This window comes from Streptomyces sp. NPDC059247 (assembly GCF_042754005.1).
Lineage (GTDB): Bacteria > Actinomycetota > Actinomycetes > Streptomycetales > Streptomycetaceae > Streptomyces.
In genome coordinates, this window is the sequence record NZ_JBHYZW010000004.1 from 259400 (window position 1) to 281881 (window position 22482).

Genomic DNA, 22482 nt, shown 5'->3' on the forward strand with positions numbered 1-22482 from the left:
GAGGGCTATTCGGGAGTGGCGTCGAGGGCGTGCGCGACCATCGCGAGCAGGCTCTCGACGACGCTGTACCGCTTGCGCGCGTCCATGATCACAACGGGGACGTGCGCGGGTACGGTCAGGGCCTCCCTGACGTCGGCCACCTCGAACAGCTCGGTGCCCTCGAAGTGGTTGACGCCCACGATGTACGGGATCCCGCAGCTCTCGAAGTAGTCCAGGGCCGGGAAGCAGTCCGTGAGCCGCCGGGTGTCGGCCAGCACGATCGCGCCGATCGCCCCGCGCACCAGGTCGTCCCACATGAACCAGAAGCGCTGCTGGCCCGGTGTGCCGAACACGTACAGGACGAGGTCGTTGTCCAGGGTGATCCGGCCGAAGTCCATCGCCACGGTGGTGGTGAGCTTGTCCGGGGTGGCGCTGAGGTCGTCGGTCTCCTCGCTCGCCCGGGTCATCAGCGCCTCGGTCTGGAGCGGGGTGATCTCCGAGACCGCGCGGACGAACGTGGTCTTGCCGACGCCGAAGCCGCCCGCCACGACGATCTTCGTCGCGATCGGGGCGCGGCTGTGGTCGAGCTGCCAGTCCCGCGCGCCGTCCTCCGGATCGGGGACGCCCGGGGCGGCGGCCCCGGGACGCGGGGCGGCCCTGTGGAACAGGTCCGTCCCGGGCTGCACGGGAATGACCGGCGCCGCCGTGGTGGCGGAGGCGGCGGAGGCGTCAGAGACGACGGAGTCCACTCAGCACCCTTTCGAGGAGCGCGCGGTCGGGCTGGCCGGTGCCGTGACCGGTCCCGTACACGCGGATCTTTCCCTGGTCGGCCAGGTCGCTGAGCAGCACCCGGACGACCCCCAACGGCATCTTCAACAGCGCCGAGATCTCCGCGACCGTCCGCATCCGGCGGCAGATCTCGACAATGGCCCGCATCTCCGGCATCAGACCCCGGGCCCCGGGTCCGCCGTCCGTCAGGACCTTGCGTTCGGCGGGCGCTTCGAGCGCCGCCACGAAGGTCTCGACGAGCAGGACGTGGCCGAAGCGGGTACGGCCGCCGGTGAGCGAGTACGGGCGGACGCGCGCGGGGCGCCGCCCGTTCCCCCGGACCGGCAGCCGGTGGGCGTGGGAGGCTGACGTCACTGGGTGCTCTCCATCGATTTGCGCAGCTCGCTGCGGACTTCGGGGGTGAGCACATGGCCGGCGCGGCCCACGAAGAGCGCCATGTGGTAGGCGATGACGCTCATGTCGCAGTCGGGCTCGGCGTGCACGCCGAGCAGCGAGCCGTCGCTGATCGACATCACGAACACGCTGCCCTCGTCCATGGCGACCATGGTCTGCTTCACTCCGCCGCCGTCCATGAGGCGGGCGGCGCCGATGGTCAGGCTGCCGATGCCGGAGACGATGGTGGCCAGGTCGGCGCTGGAACCTCGCGGTCCTCCGGGCCGTCCGGGCTCGGCGGCGACCGTCGCGTTCTGCTGGGCGGCAGGGTCGGACGAGAGCAACATCAGGCCGTCGGAGGAGACCACGGCGACCGACCGGACACCGGGCACCTCCTCCACCAGGTTTCCCAGCAGCCATTGCAGGTTTCGGGCTTCCGAGCTCAGTCCGTACGTTCCCGTCGCGGTCAACTGCGTGCCTCCTCGACTGTGTCCCCCGTCATCTCCTCTGTACGTGCAGTCCTTACGGCCTCCGTGCGTGCCGTGTCCAACTCCACTTCCACGTCACGGCGGCCCGCTTTGGCCCCCTGGTGGAATCCGCCCAGGCGGCGGCGGAGCGCCTCCGCGTCGACACCACCCTTTCGGGTGGTGGCCGCAGCGCCCGTCTGACGCACCACCTGCGGGGTGCGCTTGGGCAGTCCCTTGTCGGTCACGCGTTCCCACTGCGCGGGGCGCGGTCCGGGAACCGTCTGCCCGTCCTCGGAGACGGCGGGGGTCTCCGGGGCGGGCGCGGCGGCCGTGTCGGCGGCGCGCTCGTGGGCGTCCGGCTCCGGCGGCGGGACCGGCAGCCGCACCTGGAGCGTGGTCTCGGAGACGGACTCGCCGAGCGGGGCGCGCGGGGGGGGCTGCGGAGCAGGGGCCTCGGGGGTGGCGGGCCCGTCGTACAAAGACTCGTGGCGGTCCTCGGCGGTCCCGTACCCGGGGGCGGGCGCCGGGTCGTGGGGGCGCTCGGGGGCGGGCGCCGCGGGGTGCGGCTGGGCGGGGGGTGCGTCCGCCGCCGGGTGGGCCGGGGCGTCCGGTCCTCGGCGGGGGCGGGGCGTCCGGTCCTCGGCGGGGGCGGGCGCGCCGCCCATCGCCTCCAGGTAGGCGCGTTCCGCCGCTTCCACGAGCGGGTCGCGGTGCCGGGACGGCAGGGTGTTCGAGTTGGCCTCGGCGACCGAGCCGGGGAGCTGGATCACGGGGACCGCGCCGGAGACCCGTACGGGCTCCGTGACCGTCGCGGGCGGGGTGGCGGGCAGCAGCGGCGGCGGCAGGACCACCACGGCCGCCGTGCCGCCCGGCTGCTGCTCCCGCAGTTCGACGCGGACGCCGTGGCGGGCGGCGAGGAGGGCGATCACCCTCATGCCGAGGCCCTCGCCGTCGAAGGCGTCCGGGTCGGCCCCGGACAGGCGCGCGTTGAGTTCGGAGAGGCGGCCGGGCGTCATGCCGATGCCCGCGTCCTGCACGGAGAGCATGACCTCGCCGGTCTCCAGGAGCCAGCCGGAGAGCTGGACCGCGGCGTCCGGCGGCGAGAACGAGGTGGCGTTCTCCAGGAGTTCCGCGACCAGGTGGCTGAGGTCGTCGGCGGCGAATCCGGCGATCTGGGCGTGCGGCGGCAGGGAGTGGATGGTGACCCGCTCGTACCGCTCGATCTCGCTGACGGCGGCGCGCAGCACGTCGACCAGGGGGACGGGACCGGCGTGCCCGTGTCCGTGCTCGTGTCCGGCCAGGACCAGCAGGTTCTCGCTGTGGCGGCGCATGACGGTCGCCATGTGGTCGAGCTTGAAGAGGGTCGCGAGGCGGTCCGGGTCCTGCTCGCGCTCCTCCAGCTTCTCGATGACGCCGAGCTGCCGCTCGACGAGCCCGAGGCTGCGGAGCGAGAGGTTGACGAAGGTGTGCTGGACCGTGCCCCGGAGCCGTTCGAGGTCGGCGGTGAGGAGGGCGACCCGGCCCTGGAGTTCGGCGCGCTGGGTGGCCAGCTCGGCGCTTCGGGTGGCCAGCTCGGCGCCGAGGGCCTCCTTGGCGGCGGCCAGGTCGGCCTGCCCGTCGCCGATCCGGTCGGTCAGCGACTCGTTGTGCGCGACGAGCCCGGACAGCTTGCCGTGCAGGGTGTTGAGGGAGCGCACGACCTGCGCGAACTCGTCGTTGCGGCCGGTGAAGCGGACCGGCTCCTCGGTGTGCGCGGCGGGCGCGGCGGCGAGCCGGGCGGCGCCGATGCGGAGCACGGCGAGCGGCCGGGTGAGGGTGCGGGCCACATAGGTGGAGATGCCGACGGCGACGAGCAGACAGCCGCCGAGGAAGGCGATGCGCAGTTCGAGGCCGGTGACGTCGTCGTCGCGGAGCGCGGCGAGCCGCTCGACGCGCTCGGCGGCGAGCGCGGACTCGACGCCCCGCATCTGCTCGATCCGGGCGGAGAGGACCGCTTCCAGCGCCACCGGGTCGGTCTCGCGCTCGGTCCGCGTCAGCCTGGGCTGGTCGGTGAGGGAGGCGAGGGAGCGCTCGGCGCTCTTGACGTCGGGTCCCGCGACGGTGGCGGCGAGGGAGTCGCGGGCGGTGGAGCCCGCCGCCTGGTCGAAGTCGCCGAGGGCGGCGAGTTCCCGGACGCGGGCCTGCTGGGCGGCGGCGGCGAGGGTGTCGCGGGCCCGTTCGGCCTCGGCGGTCCCCTCGGGCTCCTCGGTGACGTAGGTGCCGGTCGTGGAGTCGTAGCGGGCCTCGCCGGTCCCCTCGGGCTGCGGCACGGAGAGCGCGGCGACGAGCAGGCCCCGGGTGGCGGAGGCCTGTTCGACGGCGCGGCCGAGGGCGGCGGGGGCGCGGGTGGCCTCGGTGAGCGCGGTGCCGTCGGCGCGGGCCGGGGTCCTGTCGGCCAGTTCGTCGGCGAGGGCCTGGAGCTTGCCGATGACCTCGGTGTACGCCCGGTGGGCTTCGAGGGCGGTGCCCTTGCCGGTGAGGGCGGTGCGCCGGATCGAGGGGACTCCGGCGAGGTCACGGCGGAGTTCGGTGGTCGCGCCGGGCCGGATCTCGTCGATCTGCCGGTCGACGCGGGTCGACCGGACGCTGGTGACCTGGCGTTTGTGCCGGGCGTCGGCGCTCTGGCCGTCCCGTCCCGCGGCGATGTACGCGACGACCTCGTCGCGCTCGTCGGAGAGGGAGTGCGCCAGGGTGACGGCCTGCCGGTCGAGTTCGGCGAGGGTGACCAGGCGCTGGGAGTCGTTGAGCTGGGTGGAGGCGGTGAGGAGCGCGGGGGCCCCGGCGACGAGGACGGTGATGCCGACGAGGGCGACGCCCGCGACGAGCCGGTTGCGGACGCGCTTGGACCGGCCCGCGGGGGGTACCGGGGCCGTGCCGTCCGGGGTCGGTGCTGCACCGGGGGTCCGGCTCCGCGTGCCGTTGTTGCTCCGAGGCCGCTTCATCTGCACCGGTGCTCGCATTCTTGACTCGTCCGCCCACAAAGCAGAGGTGACGACCGGTCACGTGGAGCGCCCCCCACCCCTGGTACGGCTTCCGACCATTCCAGCGCTTCCGGGAAGGAGACGCGCATCGGCCGCTCCGCCACCCGAACGAGTGAACAGCACTCCCGAGTTGGCGAACAACTTCCCCGGACGGCGGGTACGGGGCTCGGCGGAGCGTCGGTTGGATCTTCCGCGCGGGCTTTGGCAGGATGCCCGCCCGCAGTCCGGCGCGGAGGTCCCTTCCCTGCCCGGGAAGGGCTCCGGGGGCTTGGTACAGGCCATTTCCGGTCATTTGCAGGTCCGGTGAAGGAGGGCGCCGGGGCGGGCACACTGGACGACATGCGCAGTGAAGTCGCCACCCTTCCCGGCAGCCCCGAACGCCCCAACGAGGACTGGGTGGCCGCCACCCTGCCCGCCTCCGGCCGTGGGGGAACCGTCGTCCTCCTCGACGGCGTCACACCACCCGCGGGTGATGACGGTTGTGTGCACACCGTGCCGTGGTTCACGGCCCGCCTCGGCGGTGCTTTGACCGAACTGTCCGCTTCCCGGCCTGACGTGCCCCTGTCCGAGATCCTGTCCTCGGCCATCCGGCGCACCGCGGACGCCCACCGCGACACCTGTGACCTTTCTCACGTGCGTACGCCTCAGGCGACCGTGGTGCTGGCGCGGTGGGACGACACCTCGGTCGAGCACCTCGTCCTCTCCGACTCCGTCCTCCTCCTGGAGGGGCCGGACGGGGCGGTACGGGCGGTGCTCGACGACCGGCTGGACCGGGTGCCGGACGAGGTGCTGCGGTCCCTGGCGGCGACGGACCGGCTGCGGAACCGGGAGGGCGGGTTCTTCACGGCGGCGGCCGATCCGGCGGTCGCGGCGCGGGCGGTGACGGGCTCGACGCCCCGTGCGCGGGTGCGGTCCCTGGCGGCGCTGACGGACGGCGCGAGCCGCTGGGTCGATCTGTTCGGCGCGGGCGACTGGACGAAGTGCGTGGGAGTGCTGAGGGAGGAGGGCTCCCTGGGGCTGCTCCGGCGGGTAAGGGCGCTGGAGGAGGCGGACGCCGTGGCGGGCGGGGTCCGCCGCTGGAAGCGGCACGACGACGCTACGGCGGCGCTGGTGGAGTTCCCGGGCTGACGAGGGCCCGCCGGGGGCGGGTTCCTGACCGGAGACGGGGCCGCGCTCCCGGTCGGGAGCGCGGCCCGGTCGGGAACGGGAGAGGCCGGTGGGGGCCCGGGGCCGGCCGAGCGACGGGGTCCGACCCGGTCACCCGGGGTGTCGCCGCGCCCGCGCGGCTGTCCGGGCGCTCGCCGGGTGGCCGCGGCCGGACCCGGTCCCGGCGCTCAGGTCCGCGTCGCCCCCGTGCTCGTCGGCCAGCCCGGCGCGCCCCTCTCGGTGCTCACCGGAGCCGCCGCCGTCCGCGCGCGTCCACGGGTACGTCATGGCGAACGGGGTCACGGCGGGGAACGCCGCCGCGCCGCCGTCCGCGCGCGTCCACGGGAGCCCGACGGGACGGCCCAGCCGCCCTTCTCCCGGCGGCCGTCCGCGCGCCCGCCGGGGGTTCACCGCCTCGCGGTGCCGGTCGCGCGGTGCCGATCGCCCGGTGCCGATCCCCGGTGCCGGTCGCGCGGTGCGCCGGGGAGGCCGCGCACCGGGGAGGAGCGGCCTCGACGCCTCCGCCGCGCGACCGGCCGCGCCTCACCCCTCCGAGCGGACGTTGAAGTGGTTGAGGAGGCGGGCCAGTTCGGCGACCTCGGCGCGGTCCCAGTCGGCGAGCTTGCGGACGTACCGCTCGCGCCGGGCGTCCCGTACGTGCCGGAAGCGGTCGCGGCCCTCCTCCGTCAGCCGGACGAGCGAGGCCCGCCCGTCGGCGGGGTCGGGGTCGCGGGCGACGAGCCCGAGGTCCTCCAGGGCCCGCAGCTGGCGGCTCATGGTCGCCTTCCCCACCCCGAAGTACCCGGCGAGTTCGGTGGCCCGCTGGGGCCCGGCGTCGTCGAGCCGTACGAAGAGGCCGTAGGCGGCGGGCTCCAGTTCGGGGTGCACCTCGCGGGCCATCTCGCCGGACTGGGCGCGGGCGCGCCGCAGGAACACGGCCAGTTCGCGTTCGAGCGCCAGGAACTCGCGGTCGACCGTGGCGGGCGGGGACACCCGGCCCCCGCTTCCCGTACCGCTTCTGTGCACGACAGCACCTCCCACACGTTCTCCGGTGCCCGGCCGGTGGCTTTCGGGCCGCTGGCTTTCGGGCCGCTGAAAGTTTCTTCCGGCCGAGGCCGTCGCCGCAGCTCCCCCAGTATTTCGCAGGAGTAGACCAACGGCGGAATCCCGACCCTCTTCCGTCGGCCGGGTCTCCGCGCGTAGCGTCGCACCCGCACCTGAAATGACATGTCCACACCAGGATACGGTCATGCCTCTCCCCCGCCGAGACGTTCGGAGGCACGCCATGCGTGTGCACGGATCCGGAACGACGACCCTCGCCGGAGCCGCACTCGCGGCCCTGGCCCTCCTCCTCCCCCTCGCCGCGCCCGCCGGCGCCGCCCAGGACCCGGGCGCGCGGACCGTACCCCCGCGCGGCTCCGCCAGCATGGGCATGGGCGTCCTCGCCCACGACGGACGCGACTCCACCCCCGGCGGGAGCTCCACCCAGGCCGTCCAGACCGAGGGCGTGGACGTCTCCAGCCACAACGGCGACGTGGCCTGGTCCACCCTGTGGAACAGCGGCGTCACCTGGGCCTACGTCAAGGCGACGGAGGGCACCTACTACAAGAACACCTCCTTCACCCAGCAGTACAACGGCTCGTACGGCATCGGGATGATCCGGGGCGCCTACCACTTCGCCACCCCGGACACGACGACCGGCGCCGCCCAGGCGGACTACTTCGCCGACAACGGCGGCGGCTGGTCGAAGGACGGCCGGACCCTGCCGGGCGTGCTCGACATCGAGTGGAACCCGTACGGCGCCACCTGCTACGGCAAGTCCCCGGCCGGAATGGTCGCCTGGATCCGCGAGTTCACCGACCGGTACAGATACCGGACCGGCCGGGACGCCGTCATCTACACCGCGACCAGCTGGTGGACCCAGTGCACCGGCAACTCCTCCGCCTTCGCCGCCACCAACCCGCTGTGGATCGCGCGGTACGCCGCCACGGTCGGCGAACTCCCGGCCGGATGGCAGTACTACACGATGTGGCAGTACACCTCCACCGGCCCCACGGTCGGCGACCACAACCACTTCAACGGGGACCAGTCACGGGTGCGGGCGCTCGCCAACGGCTGACGCCCCGCGTCGGTGGCGGCCCCCGGGTGCGACGGCACCCGGGGGCCGCCACGGCTTTTTCCGCCCGACCCCTTGCTCATTGGTATGGACCAATGCGACGCTCTTGGCGGTCGCACGGAATTCAACTTCCGTGGACTCAGCGCGCGTTGCTCGTACCTTTCCTCCCCCACGAGAGAGAGCCCCCGCATGTTGTCCTACCGCCGTGCCGCAACCGGGGTCGCCGCCCTGTCCGCCGCCACCGCGTTCGTCGGCCTGACCCCCACCACGGCCGCCGCCCACGGAGCTGTCTTCAACCCGGTCAGCCGAGTGGCCGCCTGTTACGCCGAGGGTCCCGAGACCCCCAAGTCCCAGGTCTGCAAGGACCTCGTCGCCGACTCCGGCACCCAGCCGCTCTACGACTGGAACGAGGTCAACATCGCCAACGCCGCAGGTCAGCACCAGGCGCTGATCCCGGACGGCAAGCTCTGCTCGGCGAACCGCGCCAAGTACCGGGCGCTGGACTGGGCGCGCACCGACTGGCCGGCCACGGCCGTCGCCACGGGTGCCTTCAACTTCAAGGTCCGGGTCACGGCCGCCCACTCGGGCACCATGACCGTCTACATCACCAAGCCCGGCTTCGACCCCACGCAGCCCCTGAAGTGGTCGGACCTCGACGCCACCCCCGTCGCCGTCCACAACACCGCCCGCACCGCCACGGACGGCTTCTACAACTTCACCGGCAACCTCCCCGCCCGGACCGGCCGCCACATCGTCTACAAGGTGTGGCAGCGCAACGACAGCCCCGAGGCCTTCTACAGCTGCTCCGACGTCACCTTCGGCGGTGCGGCGGCCACGCAGGCGAAGGCCCAGGCCCCGACCGAGGCGAAGATCGCGGCGGGCGTCGCCCTGTCCACCGTGAGCCACGCGGGCCACGGCGGCGACGAGCAGGCCCCGGCGCTCTCCGCCGAGACCACGGGCACGTCGTCCTCGCCGCTCGTGCCCGCCCTCGCCGGAGCGGGCGCCCTCGCCACCTTCGCGGCGGGCAGCCTGCTGCTGAGCCGCCGCCGGAACTCCTCGGCCTCCTGAGGACCCGCCGGGCCCTGAGGTCCTCCGGAGCACCGAGGGCCTTCGGCGCCCGAAGGCCCTCCTGATCCGGGACCGCTCCGGGCCCTTCGGGGCCTCCCGGTCCCGGGGGTTCCCACGGCCCCCGGGGCCCGGTCCCTCCGCCCGCCTCCCGATGACGATCAGGAGGCGGGCGCCCCGACCGGGAAGAGGGCGGTGAGGCGGGGCAACGCCACCCCTTCCGGGCGGGACCCCCGCGAACCGCCGCCCTCTTCCCCCTCATCCACCCGGCCACCGGGGAACTCCGGTCCCCCACGGCCGTCCCCGAGCCCTCGGCCGTCCGAGGACTCCCGGTCACCCGGAAGGTCCCGGTCCGCCGGGAAGTCCCGGTCGCCCAGGGACCCCCGGCCCTCCGGAAGCTCCCACTCCCCCGCCGCCACCGCGGCCTCCTCCGCCGCCTCGACGGCGTCGAGGAACTCCTCCCCGTCGTCGTCCTCCTGGCCGGTCAGCTCGTCGAACGCGTCCTGCGCCGCGTAGTCCAGCTCCTCCCACTCCGGCCACTCGTCGTCGTGCCAGAGGTCGCGGGGACGGCCCGCCAGCGCCCGTATCCCCGGCAGACCGCCCAGCGCGTCCGGATCGGCGAGCACCGCCCCGTACACCTCGCGCCCCTGCGCCACCAGCCAGAGCGTGAAGTAGTGGAAGCCGTCGTCGGTGCAGGCTCCGCCCTCCACCCGGTCCGCCGCCCGCCACAGCTCCTCCCGCTGGGCCGCCGCGCACGCCCGCTCGAGACGTGCCTGGAACACCGCGCTCTCGGCGGCCGGCCGTCGCAGCAGCCGCCCGGTCAGCCACTCCAGCCGCTCGTCCCGGTCACCGGGCCGTCGGCTCAACTCGTCGATGAGAGCCCAGAAGGCGTGTTCGTCCATGGGTACGAGCATCGCAGGCGCCACTGACAGCGGAGCACGACGAAGCGGGGTGTTCCGTACGGAACACCCCGCTCGCCACTCACCGTTCACCACCGGCCGGTCCGTCCGGCCCACCCCTCCGGCCCACCCCTCCGGCCCGGCCGTACGGTCGCCTCCCGCGCACGACCGCCCCGGCCGTACGGTCGTGACCTCCGTAAGACCGTCACTTCCGTACGGTCACCGCTTCCGTACGGTCAACGGCTACCGTGCGGTCAACGGCTTCCGTACGGCCGTCTCCCGTGGTCAGGCCGCCACGCCCACCGGGACCGCCGCGGGGGCCAGCGCGATCTCCAGGACCTGCCGGACGTCCGTCACCGGGTGGACCTCCAGCTTCTCCAGGATCTCGGCCGGGACGTCGTCCAGATCGGCCTCGTTCCGCTTGGGGATCACGACCGTCGTGATGCCCGCCCGGTGCGCCGCGAGCAGCTTCTGCTTCACCCCGCCGATCGGCAGGACCCGGCCGGTGAGGGAGACCTCGCCGGTCATGGCCACGTCCGTACGGACCAGCCGCCCGCTCAGGAGCGAGGCGAGGGCCGTCGTCATGGTGACGCCCGCGCTCGGGCCGTCCTTCGGCACCGCGCCCGCCGGGAAGTGGATGTGCACGCCCCGGTCCTTCAGACCGGTGACGGGCAGCTCCAGCTCCGCGCCGTGCGAGCGGAGGAAGGAGAGCGCGATCCGCGCCGACTCCTTCATCACGTCGCCCAGCTGGCCCGTGAGGGTCAGCCCGGCGGCGCCGGTCTCCGGATCGGCGAGAGACGCCTCCACGAAGAGGACGTCGCCGCCCGCGCCGGTCACCGCGAGCCCGGTGGCCACGCCCGGCACGGCGGTCCTGCGCTCCGCCGGGTCCTGCGCCGACTCGGGCACGTGGTGCGGTCGCCCGATGAGGTCCCTCAGATCGTCCGGGCCGACCGTGAACGGCAGCTCGCGGTCGCCCAGTTCGTGCTGGGCCGCGATCTTGCGGAGCAGCCGGGAGATCGCCCGCTCCAGGGTGCGGACCCCGGCCTCGCGGGTGTACTCGCCCGCCAGCCTCCGCAGGCTCGCCTCCTCCAGGACGACCTCGCCGGGTGCCAGACCCGCGCGCTCCAGCTGCCGGGGCAGCAGGTGGTCACGGGCGATGACGACCTTCTCGTCCTCCGTGTATCCGTCGAGCCTGACCAGTTCCATCCGGTCGAGGAGGGCCTCGGGGATGGCGTCGAGGACGTTGGCGGTCGCCAGGAAGACGACGTCGGAGAGGTCCAGTTCGACCTCCAGGTAGTGGTCGCGGAACGTGTGGTTCTGCGCCGGGTCGAGGACTTCGAGGAGGGCCGCCGCCGGGTCGCCCCGGAAGTCGGAGCCGACCTTGTCGATCTCGTCGAGCAGCACCACCGGGTTCATGGACCCGGCCTCCTTGATCGCCCGGACGATACGGCCGGGCAGCGCGCCGACGTAGGTGCGCCGGTGGCCCCGGATCTCGGCCTCGTCCCGCACGCCGCCGAGGGCGACGCGGACGAACTCGCGGCCCATCGCGTGGGCGACGGACTCGCCGAGGGAGGTCTTGCCGACGCCGGGCGGGCCGACGAGGGCGAGGACGGCCCCGCCGCGCCGCCCGCCGACGACCCCGAGACCCCGCTCGGCACGGCGCTTGCGGACGGCCAGGTACTCGGTGATGCGCTCCTTCACGTCGTCCAGACCCGCGTGCTCGGCGTCCAGGACGGCACGGGCGCCCCGAATGTCGTACCGGTCCTCGGTCCGCTCGTTCCACGGCAGTTCGAGGACGGTGTCCAGCCAGGTGCGGATCCAGGAGCCCTCGGGGGACTGGTCGCTGGACCGCTCCAGCTTCTCGACCTCCTTGAGGGCGGCCTCCCGGACCTTCTCGGGCAGGTCGGCGGCCTCCACGCGGGCGCGGTAGTCGTCGGACTCGTCGCCCTCGGCCTCGCCGTTGAGGTCCCGGAGTTCCTTGCGCACGGCTTCGAGCTGGCGGCGGAGCAGGAACTCCCGCTGCTGCTTGTCCACGCCCTCCTGGACGTCCTTGGCGATGGTCTCGGCGACGTCCTGCTCGGCGAGGTGTTCGCGGAGCTGGGCCGTGGCGAGCTTCAGCCGGGCGACCGGGTCGGCGGTCTCCAGGAGGGCGACCTTCTGCTCGACGCTGAGGAAGGGCGAGTACCCGGAGTTGTCGGCGAGGGCGCCGACGCCCTCGATCTGCTGGACGCGGTCCACCACCTGCCAGGCACCGCGCTTCTTGAGCCAGCTGGTGGCCAGCGCCTTGTACTCCTTGATCAGGTCGGTGACCTGGCCGGGGAGCGGGTCGGGCAGGGTCTCCTCTACGGTGCCGCCCTCGACCCAGAGCGCGGCGCCGGGGCCGGTGGTGCCCGCGCCGATGCGGACGCGGCCGATGCCCCGGATCAGGGCGCCGGGGTCGCCGTCGGACAGCCGTCCGACCTGCTCGACGGTGCCGAGGACACCGGTCCCCGCGTAGGTCCCGTCGACGCGGGGCACGAGCAGCACCCTGGGCTTGCCCGCCCCGGGCCGCGCGGCGGCCTGAGCGGCCTCGACGGCGGCGCGCACATCGGCGTCGGACAGGTCGAGCGGTACCACCATTCCGGGCAGCACGACCTCGTCGTCGAGCGGCAGCACAGGCAGAGTGAGCGCCACGGACGGCTTGGACTCAGAAGCCATGATCTCCCCTTCGGCAGTCAAGTTGAGCTATGTGCACTCAATGCATGTGAGCCGGGGAATGTTCCCAACCGCCCGTTCGCTCTGAGCGATCACTTGCGCCCTGTCCTGTAGCGATGGATCTTGCATAGGTCACTTTGACTCTGCATGTGATCTTGCATAGGTCAGCGTGACCTTGCATCGCGCAGTGGAGTTAGCCAGTCGTGGTGCATTCGTTAGGGGTACTTCCGGGCGGTACTGCCGGACCGCCGGCGGAGGGATTCGAGGTCGCGTACATCGATCCGGGCGGGTCGGAGCTTCGGCGTCCGTTTGCGGATGTGTGGGCAGTGCGGTTCGAGCAAGCCGCGCCAGTACGCACGTTTCAGTCGTACCGGGGCCAGCGGCATCTTCCGGGGCTGTGGTGGTCGTCGACGGTCGGCGGCCACATCGGGTATGAGTCCTGGCTGGAGCGCGATCACGTCATGCTGATGGACTTCGACCCGTCAGTGGTCGGGATCTCCTCTCAGCCGTTCTGGCTGTTCTGGCAGTCGGAGTCGGGCAAGGGCATTTCGCATGCGCCGGACTACTTTGCCCGTAGGGACGACGGCTCTGCGGTCGTAATCGACTGCCGTCCGGCAAACCGGCGCAAGCCGAGGGACCTGGCGAAGTTCGAGGCGACGCGGGCGGCCTGTGATCAGGTGGGGTGGGAGTTCCGTCTGGTGGGGGCACCGGACGCAATCGTGGTACGCAACGTCCGGTGGCTGGCCGGATACCGGCATCCGCGGCACCGCATGGAACCGGTGGTCTCCGAGCTACTGCAAGTGTTCACTGAGCCACAGCCGCTGATGGACGGAGCTTCGGCAGCAGGGGAACCGATCACGGTGCTGCCGGTGCTGTTCCATCTGCTCTGGTCGCACGAGCTGGCCGCGAGCGTGACGGTTCCGCTGCACGCCGCCACGGTGGTGTCTACGGAGGTGGCCGATGGCTGCTGACGGCCAGGCCGTTCTACGACCCGGCGACTGGATCACCTACGACGACGCGGACCACCAGGTGGTGGCGCTCTTCGGCACGTCGGTGCGGCTGCGCTCAGCGGCCGGAGTGGAGTCGGTGGTGCTGGCGTCGCACCTGATGGCTGCACCAGACTTCGCCGTCACCGGCGCCGAGCCGCTGCCCGCGCTGGAACCTTTCGGGCTGCTGGCGACGCTCCCGGAGCCGGTGCAGGCAGCGGCAAAGGAGTGGGAAGCCCACATCGTGGAGGTCGAGACGGGGCTGGCCGCCGGTGTCGAGCCAGGCGCGCCGCCGCGACCGCAGTACGACCCGGCGTCGCGTTCGTTGGTCGAGCGGGCCCAGGCGAAGGCGGACGAGCTGGGGGTGAGTCTGCGCACCGTGCAGGGCAAGCGGGCACGCTATGCCCGTCAAGGGCTTTGGGGCCTGGTTGATCAGCGGTTGGTGCGGATGCCGGAGGCGACAGGCCGTGCGGATGCCCGGCTGGTGGCGGCGATCCACGAGGCCCTGGAGGCCGAGACTCACGTCTCAACGGGAACCCGCTCCCGCCTGATCCGCCGGGTGATCAAGCTAGTGGAGGCCACCCACGGCGAAGGGGTCGTGCCTCTGCCGAGCAAGAACACCTTCTACAAGCTGATCGAAGTGCTGTCCGCGGGCAAGCACACCTTCGGCTCGGCGGTAACGCGCCGGCAGACGGCGAACCGGCCCGCTGGCCCGTTCACGCCGTCGTTCGCGGACCGGCCCGGGGAACAGGTTCAGATCGACTCCACCCCACTGGATGTGATGGTGGTGCTCGATTCGGGGCTCACCGTCCGCGCGGATCTGACGATCGCGGTCGATGTCGCCACCCGCACGATCTGCGCGGCAGTGCTGAGGCCGATGGGCACCAAGGCGGTGGACGCCTCGCTGCTGCTGGCACGGACGCTGGTGCCCGAGCCCATGCGGCCGAGCTGGCCCTCCGCCCTGCGGATGGCGGCCTCGCGAATGCCGCATCGGCGGCTAATGGACGTGGACACACGGATGGAGCAGGCCGCCGCGAAGCCGGTGATCGTGCCAGACACCGTCGTCATCGACGGCGGGAAGGTGTTCATCTCCGATACGTTCATCCGGGCCTGTGACCGGCTCGGCGTCTCGGTCCAAAGAGCACGCCCGCGCACGCCGACCGACAAGGGGATCGTTGAGGCGACGTTCTCCGCTATCAACACGCTGTTTGTCCAGCACTTGGCTGGCTACACCGGGCGGGACGTCTCCCGCCGCGGCGAGCGAGTCGAAGACCGGGCCGTCTGGACAGTTCCCGAACTCCAGGAGCTGCTGGACGAGTGGTTGCTGGCCGGATGGCAGGCCCGGCCGCACGATGCCCTGCGCGATCCGTTCCGGCCGAAGAAGCCGATGTCACCGAACGACAAGTACGCCTCGCTGGTCGCAGCCTGCGGCTACCTGCCGCTGGTACTGCGCAGGGAGGATTACCTGGAACTGCTGCCCGTGGCCTGGCGGGCGATCAACGACTACGGCATCCGAATCAACTACCGCACCTACGACAGCCCGGAACTGGGCCCCTTTCGCCGCCAGCACTCCGGGCATACGGCCAAGCGCGGACTCTGGGAGGTGCACTACGACCCCTACGACCTGTCCCAGGTATTCGTACGCACCCAACAGGGCTGGATCACCGTCCCCTGGGTGCACCTGCCGCTGGTGAACGCGCCGTTCGCGGACTTCACCTGGGCCCACGCCCGTCGTCTGGCCACCGAGGCGGGCCTGGACGACACCAACGAAACGGCGGTGGCCCGCGTCCTGGACTCGCTGCTGACCCGCGCCGAGCACGGCCCGGACCTCCGGTCGGCCAAGGTGGCCGGCCGCACCCGCGTCGCTGCTGTCGTACACGCGCCCGCTACAGCACCTGAGATCGAGATGGTCCCCGATCCGGAGCCCGAGGCCGATCCTCCAGCCGCGGTGGCGGGTTTCGGTGTCTTCGATGCCCACGCAGAAGCTGAAAGGTGGCTATGAGTAAGCGCAAACCGTCCTCCCCGTCCGGCCTCCCGGGCATCGACGCGGCCGAGCGGACGCCGCCGGACAGTCCGCTGACCACGAAGGAGGGATGGGGTCATTTCGTTGCGCATGAGCCGGTGCCGCCCCGGCTGTTGACGACGGCCGAACGGACAACGCTGACTGGAAACGAGCGCCTGCGCGAGGACGAACGACGCCGGGAGTATCACGCCGACCTGCCGATGGTGAACACCCCGACCATCCGCAAGGTCATCACCACCTCCCGGCTGCTGATCCAGCTCAACCGCAACCAGATCTCCGCCCGTCGCGGTGTGATCCTCTCCGGCGCCTCAGGCACCGGCAAGACGACTGCCCTGACCCGGCTGGGTCGGGCCCACGAACTGGCCATCCGCATGCGGCACTCACGTGACCGCCACCGGCTGCCGGTCATCTACGTCACCGTCCCGCCGGCGGCCACCCCAAAAATGCTCGCGATGGAGTTCGCCCGGTTCTTCGGGCTGGCCTTCCCCACCCGAGCCAACGTCACCGACATCGTGGACGCGGTCTGCGCGACCGCCGCCCACGTCCACGTCGACCTGGTCCTCGTCGACGAGCTACACAACCTCAACCTTGCCACGCGGTCCGGCGCCGAAGCGTCCGACCAACTGAAGTACTTCGCCGAACGGCTCCCCGCCACCTTCGCCTACGCGGGCATCGACATCGAGTCCCAGGGCCTGTTCGCCGGGACACGGGGACGGCAGATCGCCGGACGCTTCGTCGTCATTCCCGCCGCCCCGTTCTCCCATGCCACCGCCGCCGACCACGAGATCTGGCGGGCCCTGGTGGGCACCCTGGAGTCCATGCTCCGGCTGTACAACCACACCCTTGGAACGCTCACCGGGCTGAGCGAGTACATCTTCCACCGCACCGGTGGCATGATCGGCAGCCTCTCCCAGCTCATCCGCGGCGGCGCCGTCCTGGCCATCGAGGACGAGAGCGAACGCATCACCGAGGAGCTGCTCGCCCTTGTCCCGATCGACTTCGCCGCCGAACAGTCCGAGAAAATCACCGCCCCGGCCAACCCTGCCTCCAGGCGAAGGCGGATCACTTGATGCTCCTGCGCCGTCTGCCTGATCCCGTCCCACCCGCCCGGCACGAGATCGCCGCCTCATACATCGCCCGCCTGGCCCGGCTCCATGGCCTCGACATCAGCGCCCTCTGGCGATGCGTCACCGAACGCGAAGCCTCAGGCGGCATGCGTCGCGTCGTCGTCCCCGAACGTCTCGCCGCCATCACTGGCCGGACCGTCCACGCCCTTGCCGGCGCCCTGCCCGAACTGCGAACTCCACAGCCCGACTGGGCCATGTTTCGCCACCAACCGCAACCCGGCTGCCGTCACTGCAGCGCCAAGCACCCCGGCGGCGAGGTCACCAGGATCATGCCGCACCACCGCTACGTCTGTACCCGACACCGCCTATGGATCTGCCCGTCAGATGCCGATGGACACACCACGTCCCTTGACGCTCTCCCGGAGATCGTTCAGGCGCAGCGCCGGCACCTACGCATCCTTCAGCGTCACGGCTGGGCCATCACCTACGACGCCGTCCTTACCGCCATTCTCATCTGCGGCCAACTCTGGTCACTCCCGGAGAGCGAGAACGGCGAAGCATGGCAGGACTGGGTTCGCCGGGCCAGGATCCTCATCCCGCCCGACAAAGCCGAATCGGGGTTCTCCGTGGCGCGTCTCTGCGCCGCGGTCTATCCCGAGGCCATCTCGCTGGCCGCTCTCTTCGCATCGCCCTATTGGAGACAACAAGCGCAGAAAGCGTCATGGGATCGCAACCGGTTCGACACCGAAGTCGCCCGACGGCTACAACAATCCGACCGCAAACTTCGTATGTATGAATTCCGCCAGCACCGCTACAACGATCCCATCAACTATAGCGACCCCATCGATCATTGGGCCGCCGTGACCTCCAGACGCCCTCCGCTTTCTCCCATTTACGTCCACGACTGCAAGAGGCAATCCCTGCGGAAGCCAACCCTGCGTGTCGCCACGCAACGCTCACAGCAACGGCATGCTCGTGCCTTCGATCCATCCCACCGAGCTGGCGAGGCACTCATCGCGCACCGCCACCTTGCCACCGTCTTCCGGCGCGCATGGTCCCCATTCCGGGCCTACATGCCCCCCCTCAGGGGCTGAAGTCAGCCACTACAAGCTCGTCACTGACGGCCTGCCGGGACAGAGTCAGCAGCCGTCGTGAGTACGGCGTGCCACGATGCCCGGACACCAGCGCCCAGGAGAAACAGATGGCCACTGGGACGTCACCCCAGTGGCCAACGAAACCGACTAGACTCCGCGCCTAATTGGCAATCTCTTCAAGCCGACTCCAGAATTCCTGGGTTCCGACGCGCGTTCCGTCATTGGCGAGGATCGCAGCGGGGCTGCACTTAAGCCGGAGCCGGACTTTACGCTCCCCACTCGCCGAGAAGTTTTCATACGCAGCGAGCCCCGAGGCCGCAAGCTCACTTACGAACCTCTTCCAGACATCCGGGCCGTATTCCTGAGCCCACTTCAGCCTGTTGTCCTCCGGCTGGTGGTCGCCGCGGAGAATTACAGACTTCTCCACGCGTCGCGCCATCGTCGTCAGGTAGTGGCGCGCGGCAAGCACCTCGGTGAGCGGAAGCTCGTCACGCCTGTCCTCGGCGTCGACGACCTCGGCTCCGTAGCGTTGCAGCGCTTCGAGAATGTGCTCCTTACGGTACAGAAGTTCGTTCGGAAGCAGCAGCTCCACCAGGTCAGAGTGGCGCACGCCTCGCAGTCCGGCCAGATCGGAGGACGCACCGCTCACCCGGATCTTCTTAACTACGGTGTTCCTCAACATCAGGGACCACCCCGCCACCGCAGGCAGGACAAGCCCGTCAATCTCGCATCCGACGATGCGCGTATTCACCCCCTGCACCCGTGAGAGATCGAGCCCGTCCGCGAACACGGCATTAACAATGTCCGTGCCAGGAACACGGCCCGTATCCTCGATGACAGCCGTCCACAGGGCACCCAGGTTGGTAGCCGCGACAGTGGACTCGATCTGCTGTTTCTCCGCGTTCTGAAGGCGTGGCGCAAAGTCCGTGATGGCCTGGACAACACGTTCATCCCCAGCAGCGGCGACAACTCCTGTGACGGTGGCCGACCGCCAGGGGGACTGCTTGAGCATCGCTTGGAACAGAGCAGGTTGTCCGTCCATGAGGTAGCGGCTCGCGGCCCCCGCTAGGAACTGATCGAAGAACAGTTCATGCTGGAAGCGGAAACGCGAGACTGACGCATCGTCCGAGGATGCAGCGAGTCCGCAGAGGATGGGCAACCGTTGCTTGAGGTGACGTCGGCTGGACAGCTCGCTGTCCATGGCGTACTCGGCCGCGTCCTGAAGCTCATTGATGTCAGCCTCGCGCTCTTCGTGGCTCGCCATGAATTCTGCGACGTACTCAAACATGCGCCGCAATTCGGCTCGGTCCATGAGGGCAGTGCCTCCCTGTCCCGTCAGCTTGTCTTCCTCGCGCGCCACATATTTGTCGAGCAGCCGCTCGGCAAGTGTGTTGCTCTTGATCTCGCCGTCGTTCGAGTTAAGCGTCATCTCCGCGAACGCGCGAGCAAAGAACGGAAGCCCCAACAACTGACGATCGTGCTCGGACAGCTGATCCAGGCTCTCGCGCGGCACTCCGTACTCGCCGAGGAACGCCTCGACGTCCTCCGGGAACCACCGCTGCACAGCTGCAACTCTGTGCCTTACAAAGGGCAACCCCTGCTCGTTGGCGCGCTCAACACTGGAGCGGTACTGCCCCATGTAGTAGGAGGAACGAGCAGACACCACCACTACGCCCCGACCACCGAGTTCGTCGAGCCAGGGGCGTAGCGACCCTATCGCGTCGCTATACCCCACCCCGCCGAGCAGCTCGTCGAACCCATCGATAAGCAGAGTCATCAGCCCGTTGCGACACAGGGCCTTCACACCTCGGTCGGTGAGATTCCGGGTCGATGCGACAGCGCTGTCCACCACAGTGCGGAGACTGTCGAGCACCTGGCCGGTGGAACGGACGTACAGGAACAACGCCTGACTCGACGATTCGCCCGACAGCAGCGCCCGCTCAACCTCCTGTGCACGGGTCTTCGCCGCGTCGAGCATCGCTCGCGTCTTACCGATGCCCGCCTCGCCGTTGATGAAGACCACTTGCGTCTGGCCTCGGTTGGCCTGGAGGTCCTGATCGACCCCGTCGATGAGTTCGGCAAAGGTGCAGGCGGGCTCCCTCTGGCTGCCGTCAAAGTCGGAGACTACGACCTTGCTCATCCGGGTGGTGCCGAGTTCCCGGGATACCCAGCCCAGGGTGTCCCGCTCCTCGGCCACCAACTTGCTCTCCATCTGCTCTAGCTTCTGCCGCAGACGAGTCGCAACCACCTGCCAGTTGGCGAGCTCACGCAGATAGTCCGAGTAGGGGACCCAACCGGACTCCGCGCGCCATTGCCGGGCGTTGTCAGGACCCAAGCGGAAGTAGTCGCGCCGGGGCTGGGTTCCCGTGCCCTCACCAGTCGCCTTGTCCCAGTAGTACTCGAAACCTTGCTCGTGGTCGGCGTAGACGGGCTCAGAGTCATCGTCGGCGAAGCCACGAAGATCCTGCTCGACGTCCTTGATGAAGTACTCCAGCGTGCCGTTGTCCGCCTTCTGCGCCTTCAGGAGGGGGTGAAGTGCCGCGCGGATTGCCTCGTCGGAGGGGGAACTGCTCACCGATCCACCGCCGAAGCAGATGAAGCTGGGCTGAGCGCGGGCGAACTTAGAGAAAAGGTGCCAGACGCCGCTCGGCTTCATGAAAAGGAACGGCCACAGCGACACCTCGTCCCCGCCCCAGATGAACGACGGCCGCTGCTCCCCCGACTCGCCTTCCACCATCAACAGTTCGGCCTGGCCAAGAGCCTCCGTGACAGTGTCGGCGACGGACTGGACCAGTTCGTCCAGCGTAGCCAACTCGGATTCTCCGGCGGGCAACGGTCCCCCGTGGCTGAGGTGGTCGCGCAGCCGCTTGAGGTCGCGCAGTCCCCTGGGCGCTCCTGGAAAGCCCTGGTCGTAGAGATTCAGGACCCCGGTGACCGCTCGGCCCACACGGTCGGCCGGCACCGTTGAACATTCCTTCAGCTGCTGACCGACGCGCCTCAGATAGGCGGTCCACTCGCCTAGGCCCGGGGAGCGCCCGACCAACGCAGGAGCCCGTCCCGCTGCCCGCACGGTCGCCGCCGCCAGAAGCGCCAGAAAGCGCAGCTCGAAGTCGAGGACGGAGAAGCCCTCATGGATGCTGCGCGGTCGTCCCATCGGCAGCGAGGAATAGGAGGTCTCCATGTGGCGGAACATCTCGGTGGGAGTCGCCGACTTCGCTCCTTCGGTCATCGATCCTCCGACGTTTTGCACTGTTCCTCCCGACTGGGCCTGCTTGGCAGTGTGACGCACCCTATCGATCACGCAGAGCCCCTGTCGGGCCTGCGGGCAAATAGACCAGACGTGGGCCGCCAGGGCCCTGGTAGACGCCCCAACACCACTTCTCCGACGGCCACATCAACATGATGGGTCACCAACGCCGACCTCGGCGGTCAAGCCCTGAGCCCCTCTGCCCGCCAGAGTGAAGATGCAAGGATCCTTTGCGCAGAATCAGGGTGCGAGTCCAACCGATTCGTTCATCTGCCAGTCCAGCATCAGATGACGATGCAACAACAATCTTCACCGGACACGCCCAGTCCCGTCCGGGCGGCCGTCGGATTCCGGACCGCTGCCGCGAGAGAGCCGTGGCGCGAGGCTTCCCGGGAGGCCCTGCGGGGTGGCGCCGCTCGAACCAGGGGCCGATGGGGTGGGTCAGGGCGGGCCACCCGCCCCGGCTCGGCCCGGGGGCGTCGCTTCCGCGTGTCCGGCGGCCGGAGACGCGGGGCGGAAGCCCGGCCCAGCTCTTCGGCTCGGCTCCTCCGCGGGCGCGGCCCAGGCTCAGGGCTGACTCGACTCCGGCTCAGGCCCGGCGCGGGCCGCGCGGCGCATCCCCACCCCGCGCCTCTCAAGGCTTGCCCCTCTCAAGGCTCGCACCCCTCAGGGCCCGCGCCCCTCGGGCCCCGCCTCCCCTCGGCTCCGCCCATGGTCACGATGCGACCAAGAAATCCACCGGACGCCGACAGCGGACACCACCTGCGGCTGTAATACCTCCATGGATATCGCAGCCATTACATCTGCCTGGGTCGCCGGCTGGACCGTCTCCCGGGGCACCCCCGCCGCCGTCGCCGAGCCCTGGGGCCACCGGATCGACGTGGGCCTGCCCCGGCACGTCGTACGGCACGTGCTGCCCACCCCCGACGCGGCCGTCGTCGGCTCGCTCTGCGCCCGGCTCACCACCCCGTACAGCTGGCTCAAGATCATGGCGGAGCCGGAGGAGGCGGCCCGGTGGATCGGCGAGGGGTGGACCGTCCCCGACGACCCCGGTTTCATGATGGTCAAGCCCCTCGACCCCGGCGCCCGGCCCGCACCGCCCGAGGGGTACGCCAGGACCACCGAGGTCCGGAATGGCGTCGTCCGGGTCCGTGTCCTCGCCCCCGACGGCACCCTCGCCGCGCAGGGCAGGATCGCGCCGACCGGCCCGACCGCCGTCGCCGACCGGATCGAGACCGATCCGGCGCACCGGCGACGGGGCCTCGGCTCCAACGTCATGCTCACCCTGGAGGCGGCGGCGGCCCAGACGGGCGCCGGGACGGGGGTCCTCGCCGCGACGACCGACGGCCTCGCCCTCTACGACTCCCTGGGCTGGCGCCACCGAGGACCCCTGACCGGGATCGTGCGCGGCACCGTCTGACCCCGCGCCCGCCGCACCGGCCCCGGACCGACTCCGGACCGGCTCCGGACCGGTCGCCGGGTGCCCGTACGGGTGGCAACCCTCCGGTACGGCTGCGC

General features: G+C 70.8%; 16 protein-coding genes. 8 read left to right on the plus strand and 8 right to left on the minus strand.

Annotated features, from left to right (window positions below; all coding sequences use genetic code 11):
• Positions 1-5: 5 nt before the first annotated feature.
• The 4 genes from ACFXGN_RS11075 to ACFXGN_RS11090 are packed head-to-tail and all read right to left on the minus strand — an operon-like array spanning position 6 to position 4594.
• Complete coding sequence (locus ACFXGN_RS11075; RefSeq protein ID WP_384856411.1) at positions 6-728, minus strand: ATP/GTP-binding protein; 723 nt, start codon at positions 726-728, stop codon at positions 6-8.
• Positions 709-1122 carry a DUF742 domain-containing protein gene (locus ACFXGN_RS11080; protein ID WP_366440286.1) on the minus strand — a complete coding sequence of 138 codons (414 nt, stop codon included), beginning with the start codon at positions 1120-1122 and terminating at the stop codon, positions 709-711. Before ACFXGN_RS11080 ends, ACFXGN_RS11075 begins: the two co-directional genes overlap by 20 nt.
• Positions 1119-1610 (minus strand): roadblock/LC7 domain-containing protein, encoded by a 492-nt coding sequence (locus tag ACFXGN_RS11085; protein ID WP_384856413.1) that lies wholly within the window; start codon positions 1608-1610, stop codon positions 1119-1121. The genes ACFXGN_RS11080 and ACFXGN_RS11085 overlap by 4 nt, the downstream gene beginning before the upstream one ends.
• Positions 1607-4594, minus strand: a complete 2988-nt coding sequence (locus ACFXGN_RS11090; RefSeq protein WP_384856839.1) for a nitrate- and nitrite sensing domain-containing protein — start codon at positions 4592-4594, stop codon at positions 1607-1609. Before ACFXGN_RS11090 ends, ACFXGN_RS11085 begins: the two co-directional genes overlap by 4 nt.
• Positions 4595-4966: 372 nt before the next feature.
• On the opposite strand from ACFXGN_RS11090, the gene ACFXGN_RS11095 reads away from it, so the two are divergent.
• A complete protein-coding gene (locus ACFXGN_RS11095) occupies positions 4967-5755 on the plus strand; it encodes a hypothetical protein (RefSeq protein ID WP_384856415.1) in 789 nt (262 codons plus the stop codon).
• A gap of 561 nt (positions 5756-6316) precedes the next feature.
• Here the strand turns inward: ACFXGN_RS11095 and ACFXGN_RS11100 are convergent.
• The gene (locus ACFXGN_RS11100; RefSeq protein WP_384856417.1) at positions 6317-6799 is read right to left on the minus strand and encodes a MarR family winged helix-turn-helix transcriptional regulator; all 483 of its coding nucleotides are present in this window, start codon (positions 6797-6799) and stop codon (positions 6317-6319) included.
• 259 nt (positions 6800-7058) lie between these two features.
• Between ACFXGN_RS11100 and ACFXGN_RS11105 the strand changes: the two genes are divergently transcribed.
• Together ACFXGN_RS11105 and ACFXGN_RS11110 are read left to right on the plus strand one after the other, a co-directional pair.
• Positions 7059-7892: a lysozyme gene (locus ACFXGN_RS11105; protein WP_384856420.1), complete on the plus strand. Its 834-nt coding sequence runs from the start codon at positions 7059-7061 to the stop codon at positions 7890-7892.
• A 186-nt stretch (positions 7893-8078) separates the two neighbouring features.
• Complete coding sequence (locus tag ACFXGN_RS11110; RefSeq protein ID WP_384856422.1) at positions 8079-8957, plus strand: lytic polysaccharide monooxygenase; 879 nt, start codon at positions 8079-8081, stop codon at positions 8955-8957.
• Between the two features lie 158 nt (positions 8958-9115).
• Here ACFXGN_RS11110 and ACFXGN_RS11115 read toward each other — a convergent pair whose 3' ends face one another.
• Both ACFXGN_RS11115 and lon read right to left on the minus strand, forming a co-directional pair.
• Positions 9116-9856 (minus strand): DUF4240 domain-containing protein, encoded by a 741-nt coding sequence (locus tag ACFXGN_RS11115; RefSeq protein ID WP_384856425.1) that lies wholly within the window; start codon positions 9854-9856, stop codon positions 9116-9118.
• 282 nt (positions 9857-10138) lie between these two features.
• Positions 10139-12550, minus strand: a complete 2412-nt coding sequence (lon, locus tag ACFXGN_RS11120; protein WP_384856427.1) for an endopeptidase La — start codon at positions 12548-12550, stop codon at positions 10139-10141.
• A 200-nt stretch (positions 12551-12750) separates the two neighbouring features.
• On the opposite strand from lon, the gene ACFXGN_RS11125 reads away from it, so the two are divergent.
• The 4 genes from ACFXGN_RS11125 to ACFXGN_RS11140 are packed head-to-tail and all read left to right on the plus strand — an operon-like array spanning position 12751 to position 17717.
• Positions 12751-13518 carry a TnsA-like heteromeric transposase endonuclease subunit gene (locus ACFXGN_RS11125; protein ID WP_384856429.1) on the plus strand — a complete coding sequence of 256 codons (768 nt, stop codon included), beginning with the start codon at positions 12751-12753 and terminating at the stop codon, positions 13516-13518.
• Complete coding sequence (locus ACFXGN_RS11130; protein ID WP_384856432.1) at positions 13508-15535, plus strand: Mu transposase C-terminal domain-containing protein; 2028 nt, start codon at positions 13508-13510, stop codon at positions 15533-15535. The genes ACFXGN_RS11125 and ACFXGN_RS11130 overlap by 11 nt, the downstream gene beginning before the upstream one ends.
• On the plus strand, positions 15532-16626 hold the full coding sequence (locus ACFXGN_RS11135; protein ID WP_384856434.1) for a TniB family NTP-binding protein: 1095 nt from the start codon (positions 15532-15534) through the stop codon (positions 16624-16626). Before ACFXGN_RS11130 ends, ACFXGN_RS11135 begins: the two co-directional genes overlap by 4 nt.
• Complete coding sequence (locus ACFXGN_RS11140) at positions 16626-17717, plus strand: hypothetical protein (protein WP_384856437.1); 1092 nt, start codon at positions 16626-16628, stop codon at positions 17715-17717. Before ACFXGN_RS11135 ends, ACFXGN_RS11140 begins: the two co-directional genes overlap by 1 nt.
• Positions 17718-17877: 160 nt before the next feature.
• Here ACFXGN_RS11140 and ACFXGN_RS11145 read toward each other — a convergent pair whose 3' ends face one another.
• Positions 17878-20946, minus strand: a complete 3069-nt coding sequence (locus ACFXGN_RS11145) for an NACHT domain-containing protein (protein ID WP_384856439.1) — start codon at positions 20944-20946, stop codon at positions 17878-17880.
• 799 nt (positions 20947-21745) lie between these two features.
• On the opposite strand from ACFXGN_RS11145, the gene ACFXGN_RS11150 reads away from it, so the two are divergent.
• On the plus strand, positions 21746-22384 hold the full coding sequence (locus tag ACFXGN_RS11150; RefSeq protein ID WP_384856442.1) for a GNAT family N-acetyltransferase: 639 nt from the start codon (positions 21746-21748) through the stop codon (positions 22382-22384).
• Positions 22385-22482 lie beyond the last annotated feature (98 nt).

What these genes read in the sequence shown, in the direction of transcription:
- ACFXGN_RS11145 (WP_384856439.1), bottom strand. Translation starts at nt 20,946, where the DNA reads ATGACCGAAGGAGCGAAGTCGGCGACTCCCACCGAGATGTTCCGCCAC.
- lon (WP_384856427.1), bottom strand. Translation starts at nt 12,550, where the DNA reads ATGGCTTCTGAGTCCAAGCCGTCCGTGGCGCTCACTCTGCCTGTGCTG.
- ACFXGN_RS11105 (WP_384856420.1), top strand. Translation starts at nt 7,059, where the DNA reads ATGCGTGTGCACGGATCCGGAACGACGACCCTCGCCGGAGCCGCACTC.
- ACFXGN_RS11150 (WP_384856442.1), top strand. Translation starts at nt 21,746, where the DNA reads ATGGATATCGCAGCCATTACATCTGCCTGGGTCGCCGGCTGGACCGTC.
- ACFXGN_RS11135 (WP_384856434.1), top strand. Translation starts at nt 15,532, where the DNA reads ATGAGTAAGCGCAAACCGTCCTCCCCGTCCGGCCTCCCGGGCATCGAC.
- ACFXGN_RS11095 (WP_384856415.1), top strand. Translation starts at nt 4,967, where the DNA reads ATGCGCAGTGAAGTCGCCACCCTTCCCGGCAGCCCCGAACGCCCCAAC.
- ACFXGN_RS11110 (WP_384856422.1), top strand. Translation starts at nt 8,079, where the DNA reads ATGTTGTCCTACCGCCGTGCCGCAACCGGGGTCGCCGCCCTGTCCGCC.
- ACFXGN_RS11130 (WP_384856432.1), top strand. Translation starts at nt 13,508, where the DNA reads ATGGCTGCTGACGGCCAGGCCGTTCTACGACCCGGCGACTGGATCACC.
- ACFXGN_RS11140 (WP_384856437.1), top strand. Translation starts at nt 16,626, where the DNA reads ATGCTCCTGCGCCGTCTGCCTGATCCCGTCCCACCCGCCCGGCACGAG.
- ACFXGN_RS11115 (WP_384856425.1), bottom strand. Translation starts at nt 9,856, where the DNA reads ATGGACGAACACGCCTTCTGGGCTCTCATCGACGAGTTGAGCCGACGG.